The organism is Streptomyces sp. NBC_00075, from assembly GCF_045041225.1.
GTDB classification, from domain to species: Bacteria; Actinomycetota; Actinomycetes; order Streptomycetales; family Streptomycetaceae; genus Streptomyces; species Streptomyces adonidis.
Map to the genome: position 1 here is coordinate 6,060,484 of NZ_CP108243.1, position 19,050 is coordinate 6,079,533.

Below are 19,050 nucleotides of genomic sequence, written 5' to 3' on the forward strand. Positions count from 1 at the left end.
GTACTACGAATTCCGCAGCCGCCGAACCATCTCCAGCCCCGCTTCCTCCACCGGATCCCCGTCCTCGATGTTCCACAGGGCGTTCTGGAGTACCCGGGCCAGGGTCCACGCGCGGGCCCGTTCCCGGTCCAGGGACAGGACGTCCGTCATGGCGTCGAAGCGCCACGTGATGTCGTCGGCGTCGAAGCGGTTGTTGAGGGCCGGCCAGAGGTCGAAGCCGGGGTCTCCTGCCAGGGGTTTTGGGTCGATGGCCAGCCAGGGGGCGCGGGTGGCGGCCAGGACGTTCTCGTCGTGGAGGTCCCAGTGGAGGAGGCGGTCTCCGGGGTCGGGAGCCACTTCGCGCAGGGCTGCCGCGCAGTCCGTGAGGAGGGCGCGGGCTTCGGGGTCCGGGAGCGTGCGCAGTGCGTGGGGTGCATGGTCCAGCATGCGTTCCGCGATGTCGCCCAGGCTGCGGATGCCCGGTGGGGCGGGCATGGCGGTGAGGTGGGACAGGAGGTCTGCGATGACCAGGGTCGCCTCGTGGGCGTCGGGGACGGTCGACAGCATGCGGGTGTGGTCCAGGCGTTCCAGGAGCATCGTGCCTGTGGTGGGGTCGTGGTCCAGGAGGTGTACCGCGTGGTCGCCGTTCCAGTGGTGGAGGGCCGGGGCCTCGCCTTCGCTCTCCTCGTCCAGGAGTTGGAGTTTGAGGGCGGCCGGGGTGTTGTCGGTGGTGACGACCGGGAGGACCAGGGCCGTTACGCCGTGCATCGTCGGGCCGTCCACGCGTAGGTTCCAGCGGTCGAGGAAGTCGGCCGTGCGGGTGGGGAGTTCGGTGATGAAGGCGTGGCCCGCCTCCCCGTTGTACTTGAGCTGTGCGGTGGCCAGTTCGGCGGGGATGTGGATGGGGGTGGGGGTCACCCGGCGACTTTATGTGCGTGCGTAAATTTGGGGCATGCGATTTCCGGTCCGCCCGCGCGGGGTGTGGGCTTACGTCCGTAGTGCTCCGGGCACGTACGTGTGGCTGCTCGTGCTGTTCTTCACGACGGTGGCCGTGCATCACATGTCGGCGGAGTTCCAGGAGGAGTTCCTGCGGCAGCGGTCGACCAACATCAATGAGCTGTCGGACCATCCGGTGCGGGTGCTGATCTCCAGTGCGATGTGGATCGACGGGTGGTGGACCCCGTACGTCGTGCTGTATTCGGTGTTCCACGCGACGGTCGAGCGGTGGCTCGGGACCGTGCGGTGGCTGGTGGTGTGTGTGGCCTCGCATGTGCTGGCGACGCTGATCAGTCAGGGTGCGGTGTGGCGGGCGATCCGGGACGGTTCGGCGCCGGCCTCGGCGGCGGACACGATGGATTTCGGGGTGAGTTACGCGCTGGCGGGGGTGGTCGCCGTGCTCGCGTATCGGATCGCCCGGCCTTGGCGGTATGTGTATGTGGTGGGGGTTATGGGTGTGTATGGGGTTCCGCTCGTCTTCTCTCGTACCTTCACCGATCTCGGGCACTTCACTGCGGCTCTTGTCGGGTTCTGCTGTTGGCCGTTGACGCGTGGGAGGGGTGGGGAGGTGTGGAATCCGAAGAAGACAATGGGGGCGTTGAGGCGTTAGCGTCCGGCGCTATGAGCAGCGGGATCGTCAATGGGCGGGTTTCCTTCTGGTACGCGGAGGACGGGCTGCCTGTCCCTCGTGCGCCTCTGGATGGGGATACGACGGCTGACGTCGTCATCGTCGGGGGTGGCTATACCGGGTTGTGGACGGCCTACTACCTGAAGAAGGCCGCTCCTTTTCTTCGGATCGTCGTTCTGGAGAAGGAGTTCTGTGGGTACGGGGCTTCCGGGCGCAACGGGGGCTGGCTGTACAACGGGGTCGCGGGGAGGGACCGGTACGCGCGCGTGCACGGTCATGAGGCCGCCGTACGGCTCCAGCGGGCCATGAACGACACCGTCGGGGAAGTGGTGCGGGTCGTGGGGGAGGAGGGGTTCGACGCCGGTGTTCATCAGGGGGGTGTGCTGGAAGTCGCCTACACGCCCGCTCAGTTGGCTCGGCTGCGGGACTTCCATGACGTCGAGGTGTCGTACGGGGAGGGCGACCGTGAGTTGTACGGCGCCGACGCGACGGCCGAGCGGGTGCGGGTGGCGGGTGCCCTCGGGTCGTCGTGGACGCCGCACGGGGCGCGGGTGCATCCGGTGAAGCTGGTCAAAGGGCTCGCGGCGGCTGTTGAGGGGTTGGGTGTTGTCGTCTGCGAACGGACGCCTGTTACGGAGATCAGGGCGAAGCACGCGGTCACGCCGTACGGGACGGTTCGCGCGCCCTATGTGCTGCGCTGTACGGAGGGGTTCACGGCCTCGCTCAAGGGGCAGCGGCGGACCTGGCTGCCGATGAACTCGTCGATGATCGCGACCGAGCCGTTGACGGACGCGCAGTGGGACGAGATCGGCTGGGCGGGGCGGGAGGCGCTGGGCGACATGGCGCACGCGTACATGTACGCGCAGCGGACGGAGGACGGGCGGATCGCGCTGGGCGGGCGCGGGGTGCCGTACCGGTTCGGGTCGCGGACGGACAACGACGGGCGTACGCAGGCGGCGACGGTCGAGGCGTTGCGGGAGATTCTCGTGCGGTTCTTTCCCGTGCTGCGTGATGTGCGGGTCGCGCATGCCTGGTCGGGGGTGCTCGGGGTGCCGCGCGACTGGTGTGCCTCGGTGACGCTGGACCGGTCGACCGGGCTCGGGTGGGCGGGGGGTTACGTCGGTTCGGGCGTCGCCACCGCCAATCTCGCCGCGCGGACGCTGCGGGATCTGGTGCGGCTGGACTCGGGTCAGGCGGGGCGTACCGAGCTGACCGATCTGCCGTGGGTCGGGCACCGGGTGCGGAAGTGGGAGCCGGAGCCGTTGCGGTGGGTGGGGGTGCATGGGATGTACGCGACCTATCGGGCCGCGGATCGGCGGGAGTCGGTTGGGGGTGGGGAGCGGTCTTCGCGGCTGGCGCGGGTCGCGGATCGCGTGGCTGGGCGGCACTGAGTTCTTTGCGGGGGCGGGTGCTGGGTGCTGGGTTGGTGCGGCGCCGTCGTGGCTGGTCGCGCAGTTCCTCGCGCCCCTATAGGGCGTCTCTCTCGGCCGGGGTGGCTCCCCCCACCGTGAGTCACGGCTCGAGCACCACCTTGCCTGTCGTGCCTCGGTTTTCGAGGGCTCGGTGGGCGGTGGCCGCCTCGGCGAGGGGGAAGCGGTGTACGGACGGGGTCAGGCGGCCGGTGGCTGCTTCGGTGAGGGCGCGGAGTTCGAGGGTGCGGAGGGGGTCGGGGCCGCCCGCCCTGCTCAGCATCGCCGGGCCGAGGACCTGTTCGGAGACGCCCTCGATGAGGTAGGGGGTGCCGTCGTGGAGGCCCTCGCCCGACCAGCCGAAGACGAGGTGCTGTCCGGTGGGGGAGAGGAGGGCGGTGGCCTCGCGGGCGATCTCGCCGCCGACCCCGTCGAAGACGACGGTGGCGGGCCGTCCGCCGAGATACGCGCGGACCTTCTCCGGCCAGGCGGGGTCCGTGTAGTCGACGGCGAGGTCGGCGCCGTTCGCCTCGACGAGGGCCGTCTTCGCGGGGCCGCCCGCGAGGCCGATCACGGTGGCGCCGGCGTGCCGGGCGTACTGCACGAGCAGGGTGCCGATGCCACCGGCGGCGGCCGGTACGACGGCCACGGAGCCGGGGCCGAGGTCGGTGAACTGAAGGATCCCCATGGCCGTACGCCCGGTGCCGATCATCGCGACGGCCTGGGCGAAGTCGAGGTCGGCCGGGATCTCGTGCAGGCGTTCCATGTCGGTGACGGCGAGTTCGGCGTAGCCGCCGGGCTGGAAGCCGAGGTGGGCGACGACGCGCTTGCCGCGCCACAGTTCCGGGGTGCCTTCGCCGAGGGCGTCGACGGTGCCGGCGACCTCGCGGCCGGGGATGGTCGGCAGGGGGGTCGGCTCCGGTGCCGGGCCGCGCATGCCCTCGCGGAGGGCGGTGTCCAGGAGGTGTACGCCGGCGGCGGCGACGGCGATACGGACCTGGCCCGGGCCGGGGGTCGGGTCGTCCACCTGTTCGTAGGTGAGGTTTTCGGCGGGGCCGAAGGTGTGCAGGCGGATGGCGTGCATGGGGGTCCCCCAAGGGTGTGTGCGGCTCTCGTCGTGGTGTCGCAGGAGTCCCCACTCTTCAACCTCAAGCTTGCTTCAGGTCAAGAGGGTCGAAGGGGGTGCGGGGGCTGAGCGGGCCGAAGGGGTTGCGGGGGTTGGGGCGGCCGTGGAGTCGGCGGTTTCCCGGTGCCAGGGACAGTGCCAGTGATACGGCCGTCAGCGCGCTGTTGAACGAGACCTCCGCGAGGACTCCCGGGGCGGCCACCTGGTCGCCGGCCAGGTAGACGCCGGCGCCGCGTTCGATCGCGGGGCGGTCGCGCCAGGTCGTGCCGGGCAGGTCGACCGCGCCGGTGCGGCCGTTCGAGGTGGCCTCGCGGCGCCAGGTGACGCGGTCGCGCCAGCCGTCGAAGGCCAGGTCGAGCAGTTCCTCGGCACGGGCGATGCCGTCGGCGCGGGCGGCGCCCGGGGCGATCGGGAACTGGCCCTGGAGGAGCTGCTCGCCGGGCGGGGCGAGGGTGTGGTCCTGTGCGGTGAAGCGTTCCAGTCGGCCGGGGGCGTCCAGGTCGGAGACGACGTAGGGGTCGCCGCGCCGGGTCCGTACGGCGAGGTCGAGGAGGGCGGTACGGGCGCCGGTCCAGGTGAGGGTGTCGTCGTTCAGGAGGCGGCGGGCCGCGTCGAGGGAGGTCGCGACGATGACGGGGGTGTCCGTGGGGAGCGTGTCGACGCGGGACAGGGTCTCCATCCGTACGCCCAGGTTCCAGGCGCGGGCGGCCATCCGGTCGATCACGGTGGCCCAGCCGCCGCGCGGGTGGTTGGCCTCGGGCGGGAGGGTGGCGGCGCGGCGCAGGCGTTCCTGGACGAAGGCGGCGGACAGGGTGCCGGGGGCGTGGTGGAAGAGGGTGACGGCGGAGTAGTGCGCGGCGGCCTGGGCGCCCTTCTCGCCCGCCTGCTCGGTGGCCCAGGTCATGAAGTCGACGTCCACGGGCGCTTGGTGGGCGCTGCGGCGGAGCAGTTTGAGCATCGCGAGGGGTGGGGTGCGGCGCAGGGTGCCCTGGTGGCGGAAGTGGAATCGGGCGGCTTCGAGGGGTGGGAGCGGGGCGAGGGGGCCGATGAGGTCGCGGCGGGTGAGCCAGGTCCAGTGCGGGCCGCCGCTGTAGAGGGCGTGCGGGCCGTCGTTCGTGCGGTACGGCCCCTCGGCGGTGCGGCCCCGGCCGCCGAGGGTGTGGTGGGCCTCGTACACGGTGACCTTGGCGCCGGCCTCCGCGGCGGCGATGGCGGCGGTGAGGCCGGCGAGGCCGCCGCCTATGACGGTGAGGGGGGTGTGGGGGCGGGTGTGGGTGCGTGTGCGGGGGTGGGTGCGGGCGGGGGCCATGGTTTGGGTCTCCTTCTGGTGGGTGCCTTTCTGAGGTCCGTCGGTACGACGGGTCGAGGGGGTCGGAATGTGACACGGGGGTGGTGGCGGGTGGGTTTTTGCAGGTCAGGTGGATTGTCAGTGGTGGGGTGCAGGATGGGGGCATGGCTAGGCGTGTGGTGGGTGGAGTGGGTGGTTCCGGGGCCGGTACTGGTTCCGGTTCTGGTTCCGGTTCTGGTTCCGGGGTGAAGGCTGCTCGGCGGGCCGAGGTGCGGTTGCCGGTGCTGGAGCCGTTCGGGGGTGGGGAGTTGGAGGCTGACGGGGACTATGACGGGCTGGAGTTCCGGGACGTCGACTTCGCGGGGCAGAACGGTGGGGGTGCCCGGTTCATGGACTGTGCGCTGACGGGGTGCGCGCTGGACGAGACCCGGTTGCACCATGCCCGGCTGCTCGACTCTGTCCTCACGGGCATACGGGGTGTCGGCACGAACCTTGCCGAGTCGACTCTGCGTGATGTGGAGCTGGTCGATGCGCGGCTGGGTGGGGTGCAGTTGCATGGGGCTGTGCTGGAGCGGGTGGTCGTGCGGGGCGGGAAGATCGACTATCTGAACCTGCGCAAGGCGAAGTTGAAGGACGTCGTCTTCGAGGGGTGTGTGCTGGTGGAGCCGGACTTCGGGGGTGCGGTGCTGGAGCGGGTGGAGTTTGTGGGGTGTGTGGTGAAGGGGGCGGACTTCAGTGCGGCGACGCTGAGGGATGTGGATTTGCGGCGGGCTGCGGAGTTGGGGTTTGCGCGGGGGGTGGATCGATTGGCGGGGGCGGTGATCAGTCCTGTGCAGTTGCTTGATCTGGCGGGGGTGTTTGCGGCGGAGCTGGGGGTGCGGGTGGAGGGGGTTGGGTAGTTTTTCTCGCCCCCGCCGCCCCTACCCGTCCCCATCCCTGGGGGCTGCGCCCCCAGACCCCCCTTGGTCCTCAAACGCCGGACGGGCTGAGATACCCAGCCCGTCCGGCGTTTGAGGACGAGGCCCGTTCAGGGCCGTAGCGGGGGTCTGGGGGCGGCAGCCCCCAGAAGGATGGGACGGGTAGGGGCGGCGGGGGCGAGAAACCTCTGGGGTCGGTCAGCGCACCCGTGGGAAGCGGGACTGTAGCGTCCAGATCGCCGGGTTTTCGCCCAGTGACTCGTGCAGGTCCGTCAGGTCCGCCAGGATGTCGTGGAGGAAATCCCTTGCCTCCCTGCGGAGTTCCGCGTGGGAGAAGGTGAGCGGCGGCTCCTCCGCCGGCATCCAGTCCGACTCGATGTCCACCCACCCGAAGCGGCGCTGGAACAGCATGCGGTCGGTGGACTCGGTGAAGTCCAGTTCCGCGTACTGGGGGCGGGAGGCGCGGGAGCCCGCGGGGTCCTGGTCCAGCTGCTCCACGATGTCGCACAGCGCCCACGCGAAGTCGAGCACCGGCACCCATCCCCAGGCTGTGGACAACTCCCGGTCCGCCTTGGTGTCCGCGAGGTAGACGTCACCGCAGAACAGATCGTGGCGGAGTGTGTGGACGTCCGCGCGGCGGTAGTCGGTCTGCGGGGGGTCCGGGAAGCGGTTGGAGAGGGCGTAGCCGATATCGAGCACGGAGGTGATGGTGTCATGGCACGGCGGGATTCCCACCCGGGAGCCTTGAACCGCGAAAGCCCCCGGCCCAGACGCCAATCGCGCTCGGCCGGGGGCTTTTCAGCCGCCGTTATGACTCGGGACCTCGACTCAGACGTTGACGCCGAAGTCCTGGGCGATGCCCACCAGGCCCGAGGCGTAGCCCTGGCCGACCGCGCGGAACTTCCACTCCGCGCCGTTGCGGTACAGCTCGCCGAAGACCATCGCCGTCTCCGTCGCCGCGTCCTCCGAGAGGTCGTAGCGGGCGATCTCCGCGCCGCCGGCCTCGTTCAGGATGCGGATGTAGGCGTTGCGGACCTGGCCGAAGTTCTGCGAGCGGTTCTCCGCGTCGTAGATCGAGACCGGGAAGACGATCTTCTCGATGTCGGCGGGGAGGCCGGCGAGGTTGACCTTGATCGCCTCGTCGTCGCCCGCGCCCTCGCCCGTGCGGTTGTCGCCGGTGTGGACGATCGTGCTGTCCGGGGTCTGCTTGTTGTTGAAGAACACGAAGTGGGCGTCCGAGTAGACCTTGCCCTGCGTGTTGACCGCGATCGCCGAGGCGTCGAGGTCGAAGTCCGTGCCGGTGGTGGTGCGGACGTCCCAGCCGAGGCCCACGGTGACGGCGGTCAGGCCCGGAGCCTCCTTGGTGAGCGAGACGTTGCCACCCTTGGACAGGCTTACAGCCATTGTTGGGAGTCCTTCCCTCGTTTTTGACGTGCGTACGTGCGTGCGGTGACGAAGCTACCGTCACCTCCTTGAACGCCGACGGGGGTACCGAAGGTTCCGCGCGGCTTTACTTTCTTTACCTGTCTTGACGGCCCGCCTGGTGAAAACGGGGTGACGTGGACCGGACAGCCGGGCGACCATGGTGGGCATGTCCGGTCCCTACCTCATCCGTGGCTCCGTCTCGCTCCCCGAGGCCGAGCTGATGTGGCGTTTCTCGCGGTCCGGCGGGCCGGGCGGGCAGCACGTCAACACCAGCGACTCCAGGGTCGAGCTGAGCCTCGACCTCGCGAACACCGAGTCGCTGCCCGAGGTGTGGAAGCGGCGCGCCCTGGAGCGTCTCGCCGGACGGCTCGTCGACGGGGTCGTCACCGTCCGTTCCTCCGAGCACCGCTCGCAGTGGCGCAACCGCGAGGCGGCGGCCGTACGTCTGGCCGCTCTGCTCGCCGAGGCCACGGCGCCGCCGCCCAAGCCGCGCACCCCCACCCGTATCCCGCGCGGAATCAATGAACGCCGTTTGCGGCAGAAGAAAGCGCGCGCGGATGTGAAGCGGGGCCGTACCGGACGTGACTGGGGTTAGCGGGACCGGAGTTGGGCGGTAACCGGTCGCCGCGATCACCGGATCGGTGGCGCCGGATGAACGATCGTGAATTTCCGAACGGCCGGGAGAAAAAACCGTGGAACGGCCCCGGGAATCAATTTCTGGTCGTGGGATCCGAATCACGCCGAAGCCTTTGTCCGCTCGGCCTACGTGAGTTTCAGCACCCCGACCGTCTGGCCCCCGCTCGTCTCCCCGGTCGGGGTGAAGCCCAGGGCCAGATAGAAGGGCTCGGGGCCGGTCGGGCCGGGGTGCCAGGTGACGTAGAGGTCGGTGCCGCCTCGGCGGCGGATCTCGGCGGCGACGGACTCGACGGCGAAGCGGCCGTAGCCCTTGCCCTGTTCGGTGGCCGCGATGTTCAGGCGCCAGAGGCCGGAGCGCAGGTCGGTGCTGGTGCCGGCCCAGGAGATGTCGAAGAAGGCCATGAGGAAACCGACGGGTCGGTCGCCGTCGAGGATCAGCCGGGGCCAGGCGGTGCGCGGATGGACGTACGCCTCGGCCAGGGACTTCACGACCGGGTCGACCGCGTGTTCCTGGTCCGGGTGGACCCGTACGGCGACGGCCGCCTCGAAGTTGTCGGAGGTGATCCGCTCCAGCCTGAGCGAGGTGTTCGGCACGTCGGGCGCGTTCGTCATGCGGGCAACCTAAGCGGCCGGGAACTCGCTTGACCAGCGAGTTTCCCGTCAGCCCCGCTTCGGTCCCGCTCAGTCCCGCTTCAGTCCCGTCTCAGCCCAACTGCCGGTAGCGGCCCCGGAAGTACGCCAGCGGGCCCCCGTCCGCGCTCGGTGTCGTCGCCGTCAGGACGCGGCCGATGATCAGGGTGTGGTCGCCCGCCGGGATCCGCTGTTCCGTGCGGCACTCCAGGTTCGCCAGGGCGCCGCCCACCAGGGGAGCGCCGGACGCGGCGCCCCGGACGTACGGGATGTCCTCGAAGAGGAGGCGGTCGCTGATGCGGCCCTTCATGGCGAAGCGGCCCGCGATGTGGCGCTGGCTCTCGGTGAGGACGGAGACCGCCCACAGGGGCTGTTCGGCGAGCAGGTCGTCCATCCGGGAGCCCTCGCGCACGCTGACCATGACCAGGGGCGGGTCCAGGGAGACCGACAGGAAGGCGGTCGCCGTCATGCCGACGTCCTCGCCGACCGGTGCCTGGGGGTCGTCGGCGTCGAGGGACGCCTCCCGAGCGGTCACCAGGACCACGCCCGAGGCCAGGCGGGACATGGCGGCGCGGAAGTCGTCGTTGCTCACGCCCCCAGGATGCCCGCCCGGAGAGGCAGGGGTGGCATGGGGGGCGGGCGAGGTGGGTACGGCAGGTACGGCAGGGGGAGTCAGCACACTGGAAAACGTATGCGCCGCTCCTGCCCCACCACATCGGACCAGCGCCCGAACCCGGACCTAGGACTCCCGACCGAGAACCCGACCGAGATCCCCGCAGAGATCCTTACCGACTCCCAAGGGGCGGTAAAGATCGGGAACGGCCACGCCGACTTCTTCTCCCCCGTATCCTCGCTCGTAGTATCCGCACAGATACAAAGTTTGCGTTCAGTAAACGCACAGGGAGAACCCAGAAACTCCACTCAATTGCTCATCTTTCGCTGTGACTTGAGTCACAGGTGCCCCTTTTTGTTGACCCTGTGTACCGAGTGAGCAGCGCGCTGTGATTCAGTGGCGGGGATGGTGGGATAGGCGGAGGGAGGGCGAATGGAGACCGACCAGGAGCCGTACGTCCGTCTCGCGACCTTGCGGCAGCTGCATCAGGTCATGGCGGACATGAACACCGCGCGCAGTCTGGCGGACACACTCCAGACCGTCGCCGACGGGGTCGTGAACGGCCTCGGTTACGAGCTGGCGTGCGTCAATCTCGTCCGCCCCGACGGCGATCTCGTCGTCGCAGCCTTCGCCGGGAACTCCGCCGCCGAGGCCCTCATCACCGGCCGGGTCGGCTCCCGCGACTCCTGGGAGCGCCGGCTCGCGATGGGCGAGGCCTGGGGCGACCTGGTGTTCATACCGCACACCGAGGGCTGGGTCCTCGACGACGACGACGTCCCGCAGTGGTACACCGACGGCCCCGCCCCGCGCTTCGAGGACGAGTGGCACCCCTCTGACCGGCTCTTCGCCCCGATGTTCACGCCCAGCGTGCCCGGCGGCAACAGCTGCGGCGAACTGATCGGCGTCCTGTCAGTGGACCGGCCCCGCAACGGCCGCCGACCGGGGGCATGGGGCAAGGAAGCGCTCCAGATGTACGCCTTTCAGGCCGCGATCGCGATCAGCAACGCACGTCTACGCGCGAATATGCAGCGGGCACTGGTCAGACTCGAACGCGAGCAGCAGGCGCTGCGAGCCAGCGAGGAAAGCTTCCGGCAGGCCTTCGAGTACGCCCCCTCCGGCATGGCCATAGCCGAGATGGGCGGCGACCAGCACGGGCGAATACTCCGCACCAACGACGCCCTGTGCCGCCTCCTGGGCCGCCCCGCCTCCGCGATGCGCCGCTACGCCTTCTCCGACCTCGTGCACCCCGAGGACATCGGCACCCTGCTGCGCACCTCCGCCGAGGGCGGGCGCGCCGAACTCCGGCTCTGCCGCCGTGACGGCTCCTATCTGTGGGTGTCGCTGCGGAACTCCGTCGTCGCGGACGCCGCCGACGGCCCGCGCTTCCTGCTCACCCACGTCGAGGACATAGAGGAGCGCAAGCGCCGCGAGCTTCAGCTCGCCCACCGTGCCTCCCACGACTCCCTGACCGGCCTGCCGAACTCCGCCGAACTGCGCTCCCGGCTCAGCGCCCGCCTCTGCCAGCGCCCGCAGTCGGCGGAGCCAGGCCTGGTCGAGTCGGTCGACGCGGCCTACGGCAACGCCCAGCCCGACCCGTACGGCCGCAACGACCAGTACACGGCGACGGCGACGCCCGTGGCGGCCGACGGCACGCTCCAGACGTACGACGCGAACGGCCACGCCTTCGCCTTCCGCGGCGCCACCGAGGGGTACGGGGCCTACGACCACCACGTCCACACGGTCGCCCCCGAGGGTGAGAAGGACGACGGCACGAAGGGGCTCGCCGTTCTCTTCTGCGACCTCGACGGCTTCAAGTCGATCAACGACCGCTTCGGGCACAACGCCGGCGACGCGGTACTGATCGAGGTGGCCCGCCGGCTCGGCCGCGCCGTGCGCGACGGCGACACGGTGGCCCGGCTCGGCGGCGACGAGTTCGTCGTACTCGCCGACGGCCTCGGCCGGGCCGACGCCCAGGACCTGGCCGTACGCCTGCGCAACGAGATCATCCAGCCCATCCGGGTCGACGGCCGCGCGATGCGGGTCGGCGGGAGCTTCGGCATCGGGTGGGCCCAGTGCGGGATGACGGCGGACGAGGTCCTGAAGTCGGCCGACGAACGGATGTACGTCGAGAAACGATCTCGTCCCAAACAGCACCGCCGGGCCGGATGATCACCAGGTCAGTGGCCTGCCGGTGACCCCGTGCGGGCAGAGTCACCCGTTTGGGGCAGTGGGAGCGGGTAGGCTCGCTATTCGCATTGCATGTTTCGCAGGACCTCGCAAGATCTCGTGGTCCCACCCCGCAGTAGTCCCACCCGCACCTGTTGAGGAGACCAAGGGATGACGCCCGGCAACAGCGGCGCGAGCACGCCCGAGGACGACGATCCGTTCGGCTACCTGTACGAAGACGGTCAGGCCAACGGAGCCCAGCCGCCGTCCGGCGGTTACGGCTACCCGAACTCGGTCGGCCGGGTGCGGCCGGTCGGCGAGCGTCAGTACAGCCCGTCGGCGGGCCAGGGACAGGGTCCCGGCCAGGGCCAGCAGCCGGCGTACGGCCAGACCGCCCCGACCGCGCAGTACGGCCAGGCCGTGCCGCAGCAGGGGGCGTACGGCAGCAGCCCGAACGCCCACTACCAGGCCCCCGAGGCCTTCGGCGGCGGCCCCACGGCTCCCCAGCAGCACGCGTACAGCGGTGGCAGTGGCAGAGGCGGGCGGGGCGGAGGGCCCAACACCAAGGGGCTGCTGATCGGCGCGATCGCGGTGGTCGCCGCGGTCGTCATCGGGATCGGCGTGGCCATGATGGGCGGCGACGGCGACAACGAGGGCGCCGGCGGCGACGCCAGCGCGTCCGCGTCGACCGGGCAGAGCGCCGAGCCGTCCCCGTCGGCCAGCGCCTCGGAGTCCGCCGACGCGGAGCTGCCGACCATCGACGCGAAGGCGCTGCTGCTCGGCGGTGGCGCCAGCGCGGTGTCTGACGTCGAGGGTGCGCAGGCCGCCGGCGGTGTCTATGTGGGCAACTTCAACAACGTGGGCGCGTCCGTCACTTGGAACGTGAGCGGGATCGCGAAGGAGGGGGAGTACCGGCTGTACGTCAACTACGGCGTGCCCGGTAAGGACGCCTCCGCGACGCTGACGGTCAATGGGACGGCGCAGTCTCGGCCGCTCAACTTGAGCAACTTCGCGAAGGCCGCCGAGGGTGACTATGCGAAGGGGTGGACGAACACGTGGGCGTCCGTCCAGCTGAACAAGGGCACGAACACGATCAAGATCTCCTGTGAGCAAGGGGATCAGTGTGATGTGAATCTGGATCAGCTGTATCTGGCTGCTGCTGAGTAGGGCTTTGGGGCTTGGGGTTTCTGGGCTTCGTGCTTTGGCCGCGGGGCGGTGGGGGCTTGTCGCGCAGTTCCCCGCGCCCCTGAAGGGGCGCGCCCCATCGGGCGCGTGCCTACGCGGCCGTTGCTTCAGTTGTCACCCTTACTCGGCTCAGTAGCTGCTCATACGTCGGTCTGTCGAACTCTCCTGCCACCGGGGCCATTACCGTCGCCGCAGACAGGGCCGTTGCCCTTGCCAGGCGTTCGGGCCAGGGGAGTTGGTCGATCAGGCCCGACAGGAGGCCCGCCACCGCTGAGTCGCCCGCGCCTGTCGGGTTGCCCCGGACGCGGGCCGGCGGGGTTGTCCGCCAGCGGCCCTCCGGGGTTACCGCCAGCAGGCCGTCCGGGCCCAGGGAGGCCACCACCGCCCGTGCGCCGCGTCTGCGGACGTCCCGGGTGGCCTGTGACGGCTCGTGGGAGCCGGTGAGTTCGGTGAGTTCGGCGGCGTTCGGCTTGACCAGGTCGGGGCGGGCCGCGACCCCGCGCCTGAGCGGCTCCCCGCTGGTGTCGAGCAGCACGGGTACGCCTGCTGCCCGTGCGGTGCGGATGAGGTGGGCGTACGCGCCCACCGGGACGCCCGGCGGCAGGCTTCCGCAGAGGGCCACCACCGAGACGGACGGCAGCAGCCCCTCGTACACGTCCTGGAAGGCGGACCACTCGGCCGGGGTGATCTGCGGGCCCGGTTCGTTGAGTTGGGTCGTTTCCGGTGTCAGGTTCGCGGCCGATTCCTCGACCACCGCTATCGTGCGGCGAGTTGAGCCCGACACCGGGACCAGGGCGTCCAACACACCTGGTGTGGCGGTGAGTTGGTCCTGTACGGCCCGTCCGGCCGGGCCGCCCGTGAAGCCGGTGACCGTCACCTCGTGGCCGAGGGCGGCCAGGACCCGGGCCACGTTCAGGCCCTTGCCGCCCGGGCGTTCGGTCACCGAGGTGACCCGATGGGAGGCGTACGGGCGCAACTCCCGTACGCGGTACGTGATGTCCAGCGCGGTGTTCAGCGTGACCGTGAGGATCACCGGGACTGCCTCCCTCCCTCGGTATCAGGGCAGTTGAGGCTTCAATACCCAACTCCCCTTGCGCATCACGCCCTTGAGCGCGAAGTCCGCGTCGAGCAGTACCAGGTCCGCGTCCTTGCCCGGTTCCAGGGAGCCCACCCGGTCGTACATCCCCAGCAGGCGGGCCGGGTTGGCGGACAGGGCGGCGACCGCGTCCACGACGGGGATGTGGTCGACGGTGACCGCTCGGCGGAACGCGCGGTCCAGGGTGAGGGTCGAGCCCGCGATCGAGCCGCCCTCGACCAGCCGCGCCACGCCCTCGCTGACCTCGACCTCCAGCGGGCCGAGGAGGTAGCGGCCGTCGCCGAAGCCGGCCGCGTCCATCGCGTCCGTGATGAACGCCACGCGGTCCGCTCCCGCGTGGTGGAACGCGAGTTGGAGGGAGGCGGGGTGCAAGTGCGTTCCGTCGTTGATGAGTTCTACCGTTACGCGGTCGTCCTCCAGCAGCGCGGCGATCGGGCCTGGCGTGCGGTGGCCCAGCGCCGGCATCGCGTTGAACAGGTGGGTCGCGACCGTCGCGCCCGCGTCGATCGCCTCCACCGTCTGCTCGTACGTCGCGTCCGTGTGGCCGATCGCCGCGATGACGCCGTGCTCGGCGAGCAGCCGTACGGAGTCGAGGCCGCCGGGGAGTTCGGTGGCGAGGGTGACCATGCGGGCGTGGCCGCGCGCCGCGTCGATCAGCTTGCGGACCTCCGCCGGGTCCGGGTCGCGCAGCAGAGCCTCGGAGTGGGCGCCCTTGCGGCACGGCGAGATGAAGGGGCCCTCGAAGTGGACGCCGGCGATGTCGCCCTGCTCGGCCAGTTCGGAGAGGAGGCCGGCCTGGGCGGTGAGGGTGTCCATGTCGCCGGTGACCGTGCTGGCCACGAGGGTGGTGGTGCCGTGGGTTCGGTGGGTGTGGATGCCCTTGAGTACGTCTTCCGCTGTGCCGGAGGTGAAGGAGGCTCCGCCGCCGCCGTGGTTGTGGAGGTCCACGAAACCGGGGACCAGCCAGTGGCCCCTTACGTCGATCTCGTGGGCGTTCTCGGGAGCGTGCTCGGTGAACTTGGTGCCCTCGACGGCCAGTTGGGCGCCGTCGGTGATTCCTGTGGGGAGTACCAGCTTGGCGCCCTTGAGCACCAGGTTGTGTGCGTGGTGCGGGGCGGTGGGGGCTGGTCGCGCAGTTCCCCGCGCCCCTAGGTGGGTTGCCATCAGGGCGTTGCCTCCGTGAGGTCGGTGACGGTCAGGAGATCCCAGGCCAACAGGCCCGCGCCCAGGCAGCCTGCTGTGTCTCCGAGGGCTGCGGGGACGATGGTCGGGAGCTTCTGGAAGGTGATCCGCTGTTGTACGGCTGTGCGTAGTGGGGTGAAGAGGGTGTCGCCCGCCTCCGCGAGGCCGCCGCCGATGATCAGGGTGCGGGGGTCGAGGAGGGTGAGGGCGGTGACCAGGCCGTCGGCCAGGGCGTCGATCGCGGCCTGCCAGATGTCGTGGGCGCGTGGGTCGCCCGCGTCCACCGCTCTGGCGCAGTCTGCCGCGTCCGCTTCCGGGGTTTCCGAGGCTGCCGCCCAGGCCTCGCTCACCGCCGACGCCGACGCGTACCGTTCCAGGCAGCCTCGCTGGCCGCACGGGCAGGGGGTGCCGCCGGGGCGTACGACGATGTGGCCGATCTCGCCCGCGAAGCCGTGTGCGCCCGCCTCCACCCGGCCGTCGACGCCGATCGCGCCCGCGATGCCGGTGCCCAGGGCGATGAAGAAGAAACGGTCGGCTCCCTGGCCCGCCCCGATCCGGCCCTCCGCCAAGCCGCCCGTGCGGACGTCGTGGCCCAGGGCGACCGGCAGGCCGAGCCGTTCGGTGAGCAGGGCGCGCAGGGGTACGTCACGCCAGCCGAGGTTCGCCGCGTAGACGGCGATGCCGTGGTCGGCGTCGACGATGCCGGGGACGGAGACCCCGGCGGCCACGGCGCTCTCGCCGAGGTGGGCGATGCCGTGGGCGCGCAGGTCGGCGGCGAAGTCGAGGATCGCCTCGACCACGGCATCGGGGCCGCGCTCGCGTCCGGTCGCACGGCGCGCCTGGTGCAGCAGGGCGCCGTCCGGCCCGATCAGGGCGGCTTTCATCGCGGTGCCGCCCACGTCGAGGGCGATGACATGTCTCACGGGGACAGTGTGGCCCGTCGACCCACAAGAGGTCTAGTCCACTCACGTAGTGTAGAGCTGGTAGCTCGAAGAAATAAATTGAACGTACCAATGAACACATCTGTGAACGTTCGGTCGGGGTTTGGGGTTGAAGCAGTGCAGCGGCACAGGACAGGCATGATCGCGGCGGCGTCCGCACTCGGGATGACGGCGGCCCTCGGGGGCTGCGGAGGCACCGGCTCGGGTGAGGTCACCCTGAAGCTGGTCGCCGCCGACTACGGCGACTCGGACGCCAACAGCTCCCAGAAGTACTGGGACGAGCTGGTCGCGGCGTACGAGGACGCCAACCCGGAGGTGAAGGTCGACGTCAGCGTCTACTCCTGGAACGACGTCGACCGCAAGGTCAAGGAGCTGGTCGCCGCCGGTGACGCACCCGACCTGGCGCAGATCGGCGCGTACGCCGACTACGCGGCCGAGGGCGACCTCTACCAGGCCGACGAGCTGCTCTCCATCCCGACGCAGGCCGACTTCGTCGCCCAGCTGGCCGACGCGGGCAAGGTCAAGCGCACCCAGTACGGCATGCCCTTCGCCGCCTCCACCCGCCTCCTCTTCTACAACAAGAAGCTCTTCACCGAGGCCGGCCTCACCCCGCCCACCACCTGGAGCGAGCTGGCCGCCGACGCCGCCGCGCTGAAGGACGCGGGCGTGAAGTACCCGTACGCCCTCCCGCTCGGGCCCGAGGAGGCGCAGGCCGAGACCCTCCAGTGGCTGCTCAGCGGCGGCGACGGCTACACCAGCGCCGTCGGCACGTACGGCATCGACTCCCCGCAGAACATCGAGACGTTCACCTGGCTCAAGGACGAACTCGTCGACAAGGGACTCACCGGTCCTATCGCCCCCGGCAAGCTCAACCGGGCCGACGCCTTCGCCGCGTTCGCGCGCGGGGAGGTCGGCATGCTCAACGGCCATCCCTCGCTGATGAAGACGGCGGTGGCGCAGGGCGTGGACGTCGGCATGGTGCCGATGCCGGGCGAGGAGAGGTCGACGCGGGCCGCGATGGGCGTCGCCGACTGGATGATGGCGTTCAAGCAGAACGGCCACCGGAGCGAGGCCGGCAAGTTCCTCGACTTCGTCTACGACGAGAAGAACGTGCTCGCCTTCTCCCGCAAGTACGACCTGCTGCCGGTCACCACCTCGGCCTCCGCGACGATGTCCGCCGCTGCCCAGGACCAGGACCTCGCCCCCTTCCTGGAGGAACTCCCGACCGCCCAGCTCTACCCGGTCGGCAAGACGTCCTGGGCGCAGGTCAGCGCGGACATCAAGAAGCGGATCGGTACGGCGTTCGCGGCGAACGGCAGCCCGGAAGCGGTCCTGACGACGCTTCAGGCGGAGGCCAACTCGGCGCAGAACGAGGCCGATACCGCCGAATAGGGCGGTGCGCGAAGGGCCGGGCGGCCGGGAAATGTTGCACGGCCGAAACGCCCGGGGCATTGGACCGGACCCGATGGTGCGGGAGGCTCTACGCGCGTCCACAGAGCGTGACGCGTGTGCCTCCCCGGGAGGGGTCTGCCGTGCGAGAAGTGTGGGGCGGGAGTCGTTGGCCGGTCTTCGCCGCCGTGACGGTTCTGAGTATGGGGTCCGTCCTGGTGCTGGGCGGCTGCGGCGGGAGCGGTGAGGGGTCCGGCGGGGTCACCCTCACCGTGGTCGCCACGAACTACGGCGACGACGTCGTCAAGAACTCGGAGTCGTACTGGAACCGGGTCGACACCGCCTTCGAGGCCGCCAACCCCGGCATCCGGCTCGACGTCAAGGTGTACGAGCCCGGCGAGGCCGAGACGCAGGTCGCCAAGATGGTCGCGGCCGGCGACCCGCCCGACATCGCGCAGATCGGCAACTACGCGGACTACGCCGCCGACGGCCTCCTCTACGCGGCCGACGACCTGCTCTCCATCCGCGTCCAGGGCAACTTCCTGCCCAACCTCGTCGACGCGGGCACCACGGACCGCACCCAGTACGGCCTGCCGTTCCTCGCCTCGACCCGCCTCCTCTACGTCAACAAGACCCTCTTCGCCGAGGCCGACCTCGAACCCCCCACCACATGGGCGGAGTTGAGGAACGCGGCGGAGGTCTTGAAGGACCGGGGCGTGAAATACCCGTACGCGCTCCCGCTCGGCCCCGAGGAGGCGCAGGCGGAGACCCTCCAGTGGCTGCTCGGCGGAGGCGGCGGCTACACGGGTGACACCGGCGAGTACGACATCGCCTCCGCCCGCAACGTCTCCACCCTCACCTGGCTGCGCGACCGCCTCGTGGGCGAGGGTCTGACCGGCCCGGTCCCACCCGACCGCCTCAACCGCGAGGCCGCGCTCCAGGCCTTCGTGGACGGCGAGGCGGGCATGGTCAGCGCGCCGGGCGCGCTCGTACGGGAGATCGCGCGGTCCGTCGACCCCGTGGCGTACGAGGCCGTCCCGATGCCGGGGCGTACGGCGGGCGTGACGGCGGCGACGGTCGGTACGTCGGACTGGATCGCCGCGTTCAAGGACGGCGGCCATGCCAAGGAGATCGGTACGTATCTCGACTTCCTGTACGAGGACAAGAACGTGGTGGATCTCGCGGGCACGTACCAGTTGCTGCCGGTGACGTCGTCGGCGTCCACGTCGATGCGGGCGAACAAGACGTACGAGGACCTGTGGGACGGCCTGGACGCGCTCGGCACCGCCCAGCTGTACCCGGTCGGCAAGCCGTCGTGGGCGGCCACGAGCCGGAACATCCAGAAGACGGTCGGTGGGGCTGTGGTGGGGGAGGGGGAGCCGGGGGAGGTGCTGGGGGCGATACAGCGGGCTGCGACGGTGGAGTAGCTCCGGGTGTCGGTGGT

General features: G+C 70.3%; 18 protein-coding genes. 8 read left to right on the forward strand and 10 right to left on the reverse strand.

Annotated elements, in window-relative coordinates; all coding sequences use genetic code 11:
• Positions 1-3: 3 nt before the first annotated feature.
• Positions 4-897 (reverse strand): aminoglycoside phosphotransferase family protein, encoded by an 894-nt coding sequence (locus OG787_RS26415; protein ID WP_405536574.1) that lies wholly within the window; start codon positions 895-897, stop codon positions 4-6.
• A gap of 34 nt (positions 898-931) precedes the next feature.
• Between OG787_RS26415 and OG787_RS26420 the strand changes: the two genes are divergently transcribed.
• Positions 932-1,585 (forward strand): rhomboid-like protein, encoded by a 654-nt coding sequence (locus tag OG787_RS26420; RefSeq protein ID WP_405536575.1) that lies wholly within the window; start codon positions 932-934, stop codon positions 1,583-1,585.
• 11 nt (positions 1,586-1,596) lie between these two features.
• Positions 1,597-2,994, forward strand: a complete 1,398-nt coding sequence (locus OG787_RS26425; protein WP_405536576.1) for an NAD(P)/FAD-dependent oxidoreductase — start codon at positions 1,597-1,599, stop codon at positions 2,992-2,994.
• Between the two features lie 121 nt (positions 2,995-3,115).
• On the opposite strand, the gene OG787_RS26430 is transcribed toward OG787_RS26425, so the two are convergent.
• Both OG787_RS26430 and OG787_RS26435 read right to left on the reverse strand, forming a co-directional pair.
• Entirely contained in the window at positions 3,116-4,096 is a 981-nt protein-coding gene (locus OG787_RS26430; protein ID WP_405536577.1) for a zinc-binding dehydrogenase, read from the reverse strand.
• A gap of 64 nt (positions 4,097-4,160) precedes the next feature.
• On the reverse strand, positions 4,161-5,447 hold the full coding sequence (locus OG787_RS26435; protein ID WP_405536578.1) for an NAD(P)-binding protein: 1,287 nt from the start codon (positions 5,445-5,447) through the stop codon (positions 4,161-4,163).
• Positions 5,448-5,590: 143 nt separating this feature from the next.
• Here OG787_RS26435 and OG787_RS26440 point away from each other — a divergent pair, with 143 nt between their 5' ends.
• Entirely contained in the window at positions 5,591-6,325 is a 735-nt protein-coding gene (locus OG787_RS26440) for a pentapeptide repeat-containing protein (protein ID WP_405536579.1), read from the forward strand.
• A gap of 216 nt (positions 6,326-6,541) precedes the next feature.
• Here OG787_RS26440 and OG787_RS26445 read toward each other — a convergent pair whose 3' ends face one another.
• Both OG787_RS26445 and OG787_RS26450 read right to left on the reverse strand, forming a co-directional pair.
• Positions 6,542-7,042, reverse strand: coding sequence for a hypothetical protein (locus OG787_RS26445; protein ID WP_369037785.1), 501 nt, complete (start codon positions 7,040-7,042; stop codon positions 6,542-6,544).
• Positions 7,043-7,171: 129 nt separating this feature from the next.
• The gene (locus OG787_RS26450) at positions 7,172-7,747 is read right to left on the reverse strand and encodes a TerD family protein (RefSeq protein ID WP_030043541.1); all 576 of its coding nucleotides are present in this window, start codon (positions 7,745-7,747) and stop codon (positions 7,172-7,174) included.
• Between the two features lie 178 nt (positions 7,748-7,925).
• Here OG787_RS26450 and arfB point away from each other — a divergent pair, with 178 nt between their 5' ends.
• Positions 7,926-8,363, forward strand: a complete 438-nt coding sequence (gene arfB, locus OG787_RS26455; RefSeq protein ID WP_369037784.1) for an alternative ribosome rescue aminoacyl-tRNA hydrolase ArfB — start codon at positions 7,926-7,928, stop codon at positions 8,361-8,363.
• Between the two features lie 167 nt (positions 8,364-8,530).
• Here arfB and OG787_RS26460 read toward each other — a convergent pair whose 3' ends face one another.
• Positions 8,531-9,016, reverse strand: a complete 486-nt coding sequence (locus tag OG787_RS26460) for a GNAT family N-acetyltransferase (RefSeq protein ID WP_369037783.1) — start codon at positions 9,014-9,016, stop codon at positions 8,531-8,533.
• Positions 9,017-9,107: 91 nt separating this feature from the next.
• Positions 9,108-9,713 carry a flavin reductase family protein gene (locus tag OG787_RS26465; RefSeq protein ID WP_405536581.1) on the reverse strand — a complete coding sequence of 202 codons (606 nt, stop codon included), beginning with the start codon at positions 9,711-9,713 and terminating at the stop codon, positions 9,108-9,110.
• 366 nt (positions 9,714-10,079) lie between these two features.
• Between OG787_RS26465 and cdgB the strand changes: the two genes are divergently transcribed.
• Complete coding sequence (cdgB, locus tag OG787_RS26470) at positions 10,080-11,816, forward strand: diguanylate cyclase CdgB (protein ID WP_369037781.1); 1,737 nt, start codon at positions 10,080-10,082, stop codon at positions 11,814-11,816.
• 168 nt (positions 11,817-11,984) lie between these two features.
• A complete protein-coding gene (locus OG787_RS26475; RefSeq protein WP_405536582.1) occupies positions 11,985-12,980 on the forward strand; it encodes a CBM35 domain-containing protein in 996 nt (331 codons plus the stop codon).
• Positions 12,981-13,089: 109 nt separating this feature from the next.
• Here the strand turns inward: OG787_RS26475 and OG787_RS26480 are convergent, their stop codons facing one another.
• The 3 genes from OG787_RS26480 to OG787_RS26490 are packed head-to-tail and all read right to left on the reverse strand — an operon-like array spanning position 13,090 to position 16,199.
• Positions 13,090-14,031 (reverse strand): 1-phosphofructokinase family hexose kinase, encoded by a 942-nt coding sequence (locus tag OG787_RS26480; RefSeq protein ID WP_369037779.1) that lies wholly within the window; start codon positions 14,029-14,031, stop codon positions 13,090-13,092.
• A 24-nt stretch (positions 14,032-14,055) separates the two neighbouring features.
• Positions 14,056-15,258, reverse strand: a complete 1,203-nt coding sequence (nagA, locus tag OG787_RS26485) for an N-acetylglucosamine-6-phosphate deacetylase (RefSeq protein ID WP_369037778.1) — start codon at positions 15,256-15,258, stop codon at positions 14,056-14,058.
• Entirely contained in the window at positions 15,258-16,199 is a 942-nt protein-coding gene (locus OG787_RS26490) for an ROK family protein (protein ID WP_369037777.1), read from the reverse strand. The genes nagA and OG787_RS26490 overlap by 1 nt, the downstream gene beginning before the upstream one ends.
• 156 nt (positions 16,200-16,355) lie before the next feature.
• Between OG787_RS26490 and OG787_RS26495 the strand changes: the two genes are divergently transcribed.
• On the forward strand, positions 16,356-17,609 hold the full coding sequence (locus OG787_RS26495) for an extracellular solute-binding protein (protein ID WP_369037776.1): 1,254 nt from the start codon (positions 16,356-16,358) through the stop codon (positions 17,607-17,609).
• Between the two features lie 200 nt (positions 17,610-17,809).
• Entirely contained in the window at positions 17,810-19,033 is a 1,224-nt protein-coding gene (locus tag OG787_RS26500; protein WP_369037775.1) for an extracellular solute-binding protein, read from the forward strand.
• The last annotated feature ends 17 nt before the right edge of the window (positions 19,034-19,050 follow it).

Bases quoted from the DNA above. Each gene is read 5' to 3' on its own strand.
- OG787_RS26420 (WP_405536575.1), top strand. From the start codon at position 932: ATGCGATTTCCGGTCCGCCCGCGCGGGGTGTGGGCTTACGTCCGTAGT.
- OG787_RS26425 (WP_405536576.1), top strand. From the start codon at position 1,597: ATGAGCAGCGGGATCGTCAATGGGCGGGTTTCCTTCTGGTACGCGGAG.
- OG787_RS26430 (WP_405536577.1), bottom strand. From the start codon at position 4,096: ATGCACGCCATCCGCCTGCACACCTTCGGCCCCGCCGAAAACCTCACC.
- OG787_RS26435 (WP_405536578.1), bottom strand. From the start codon at position 5,447: ATGGCCCCCGCCCGCACCCACCCCCGCACACGCACCCACACCCGCCCC.
- OG787_RS26440 (WP_405536579.1), top strand. From the start codon at position 5,591: ATGGCTAGGCGTGTGGTGGGTGGAGTGGGTGGTTCCGGGGCCGGTACT.
- OG787_RS26450 (WP_030043541.1), bottom strand. From the start codon at position 7,747: ATGGCTGTAAGCCTGTCCAAGGGTGGCAACGTCTCGCTCACCAAGGAG.
- arfB (WP_369037784.1), top strand. From the start codon at position 7,926: ATGGTGGGCATGTCCGGTCCCTACCTCATCCGTGGCTCCGTCTCGCTC.
- OG787_RS26460 (WP_369037783.1), bottom strand. From the start codon at position 9,016: ATGACGAACGCGCCCGACGTGCCGAACACCTCGCTCAGGCTGGAGCGG.
- cdgB (WP_369037781.1), top strand. From the start codon at position 10,080: ATGGAGACCGACCAGGAGCCGTACGTCCGTCTCGCGACCTTGCGGCAG.
- OG787_RS26475 (WP_405536582.1), top strand. From the start codon at position 11,985: ATGACGCCCGGCAACAGCGGCGCGAGCACGCCCGAGGACGACGATCCG.
- nagA (WP_369037778.1), bottom strand. From the start codon at position 15,258: ATGGCAACCCACCTAGGGGCGCGGGGAACTGCGCGACCAGCCCCCACC.
- OG787_RS26495 (WP_369037776.1), top strand. From the start codon at position 16,356: ATGATCGCGGCGGCGTCCGCACTCGGGATGACGGCGGCCCTCGGGGGC.
- OG787_RS26500 (WP_369037775.1), top strand. From the start codon at position 17,810: ATGGGGTCCGTCCTGGTGCTGGGCGGCTGCGGCGGGAGCGGTGAGGGG.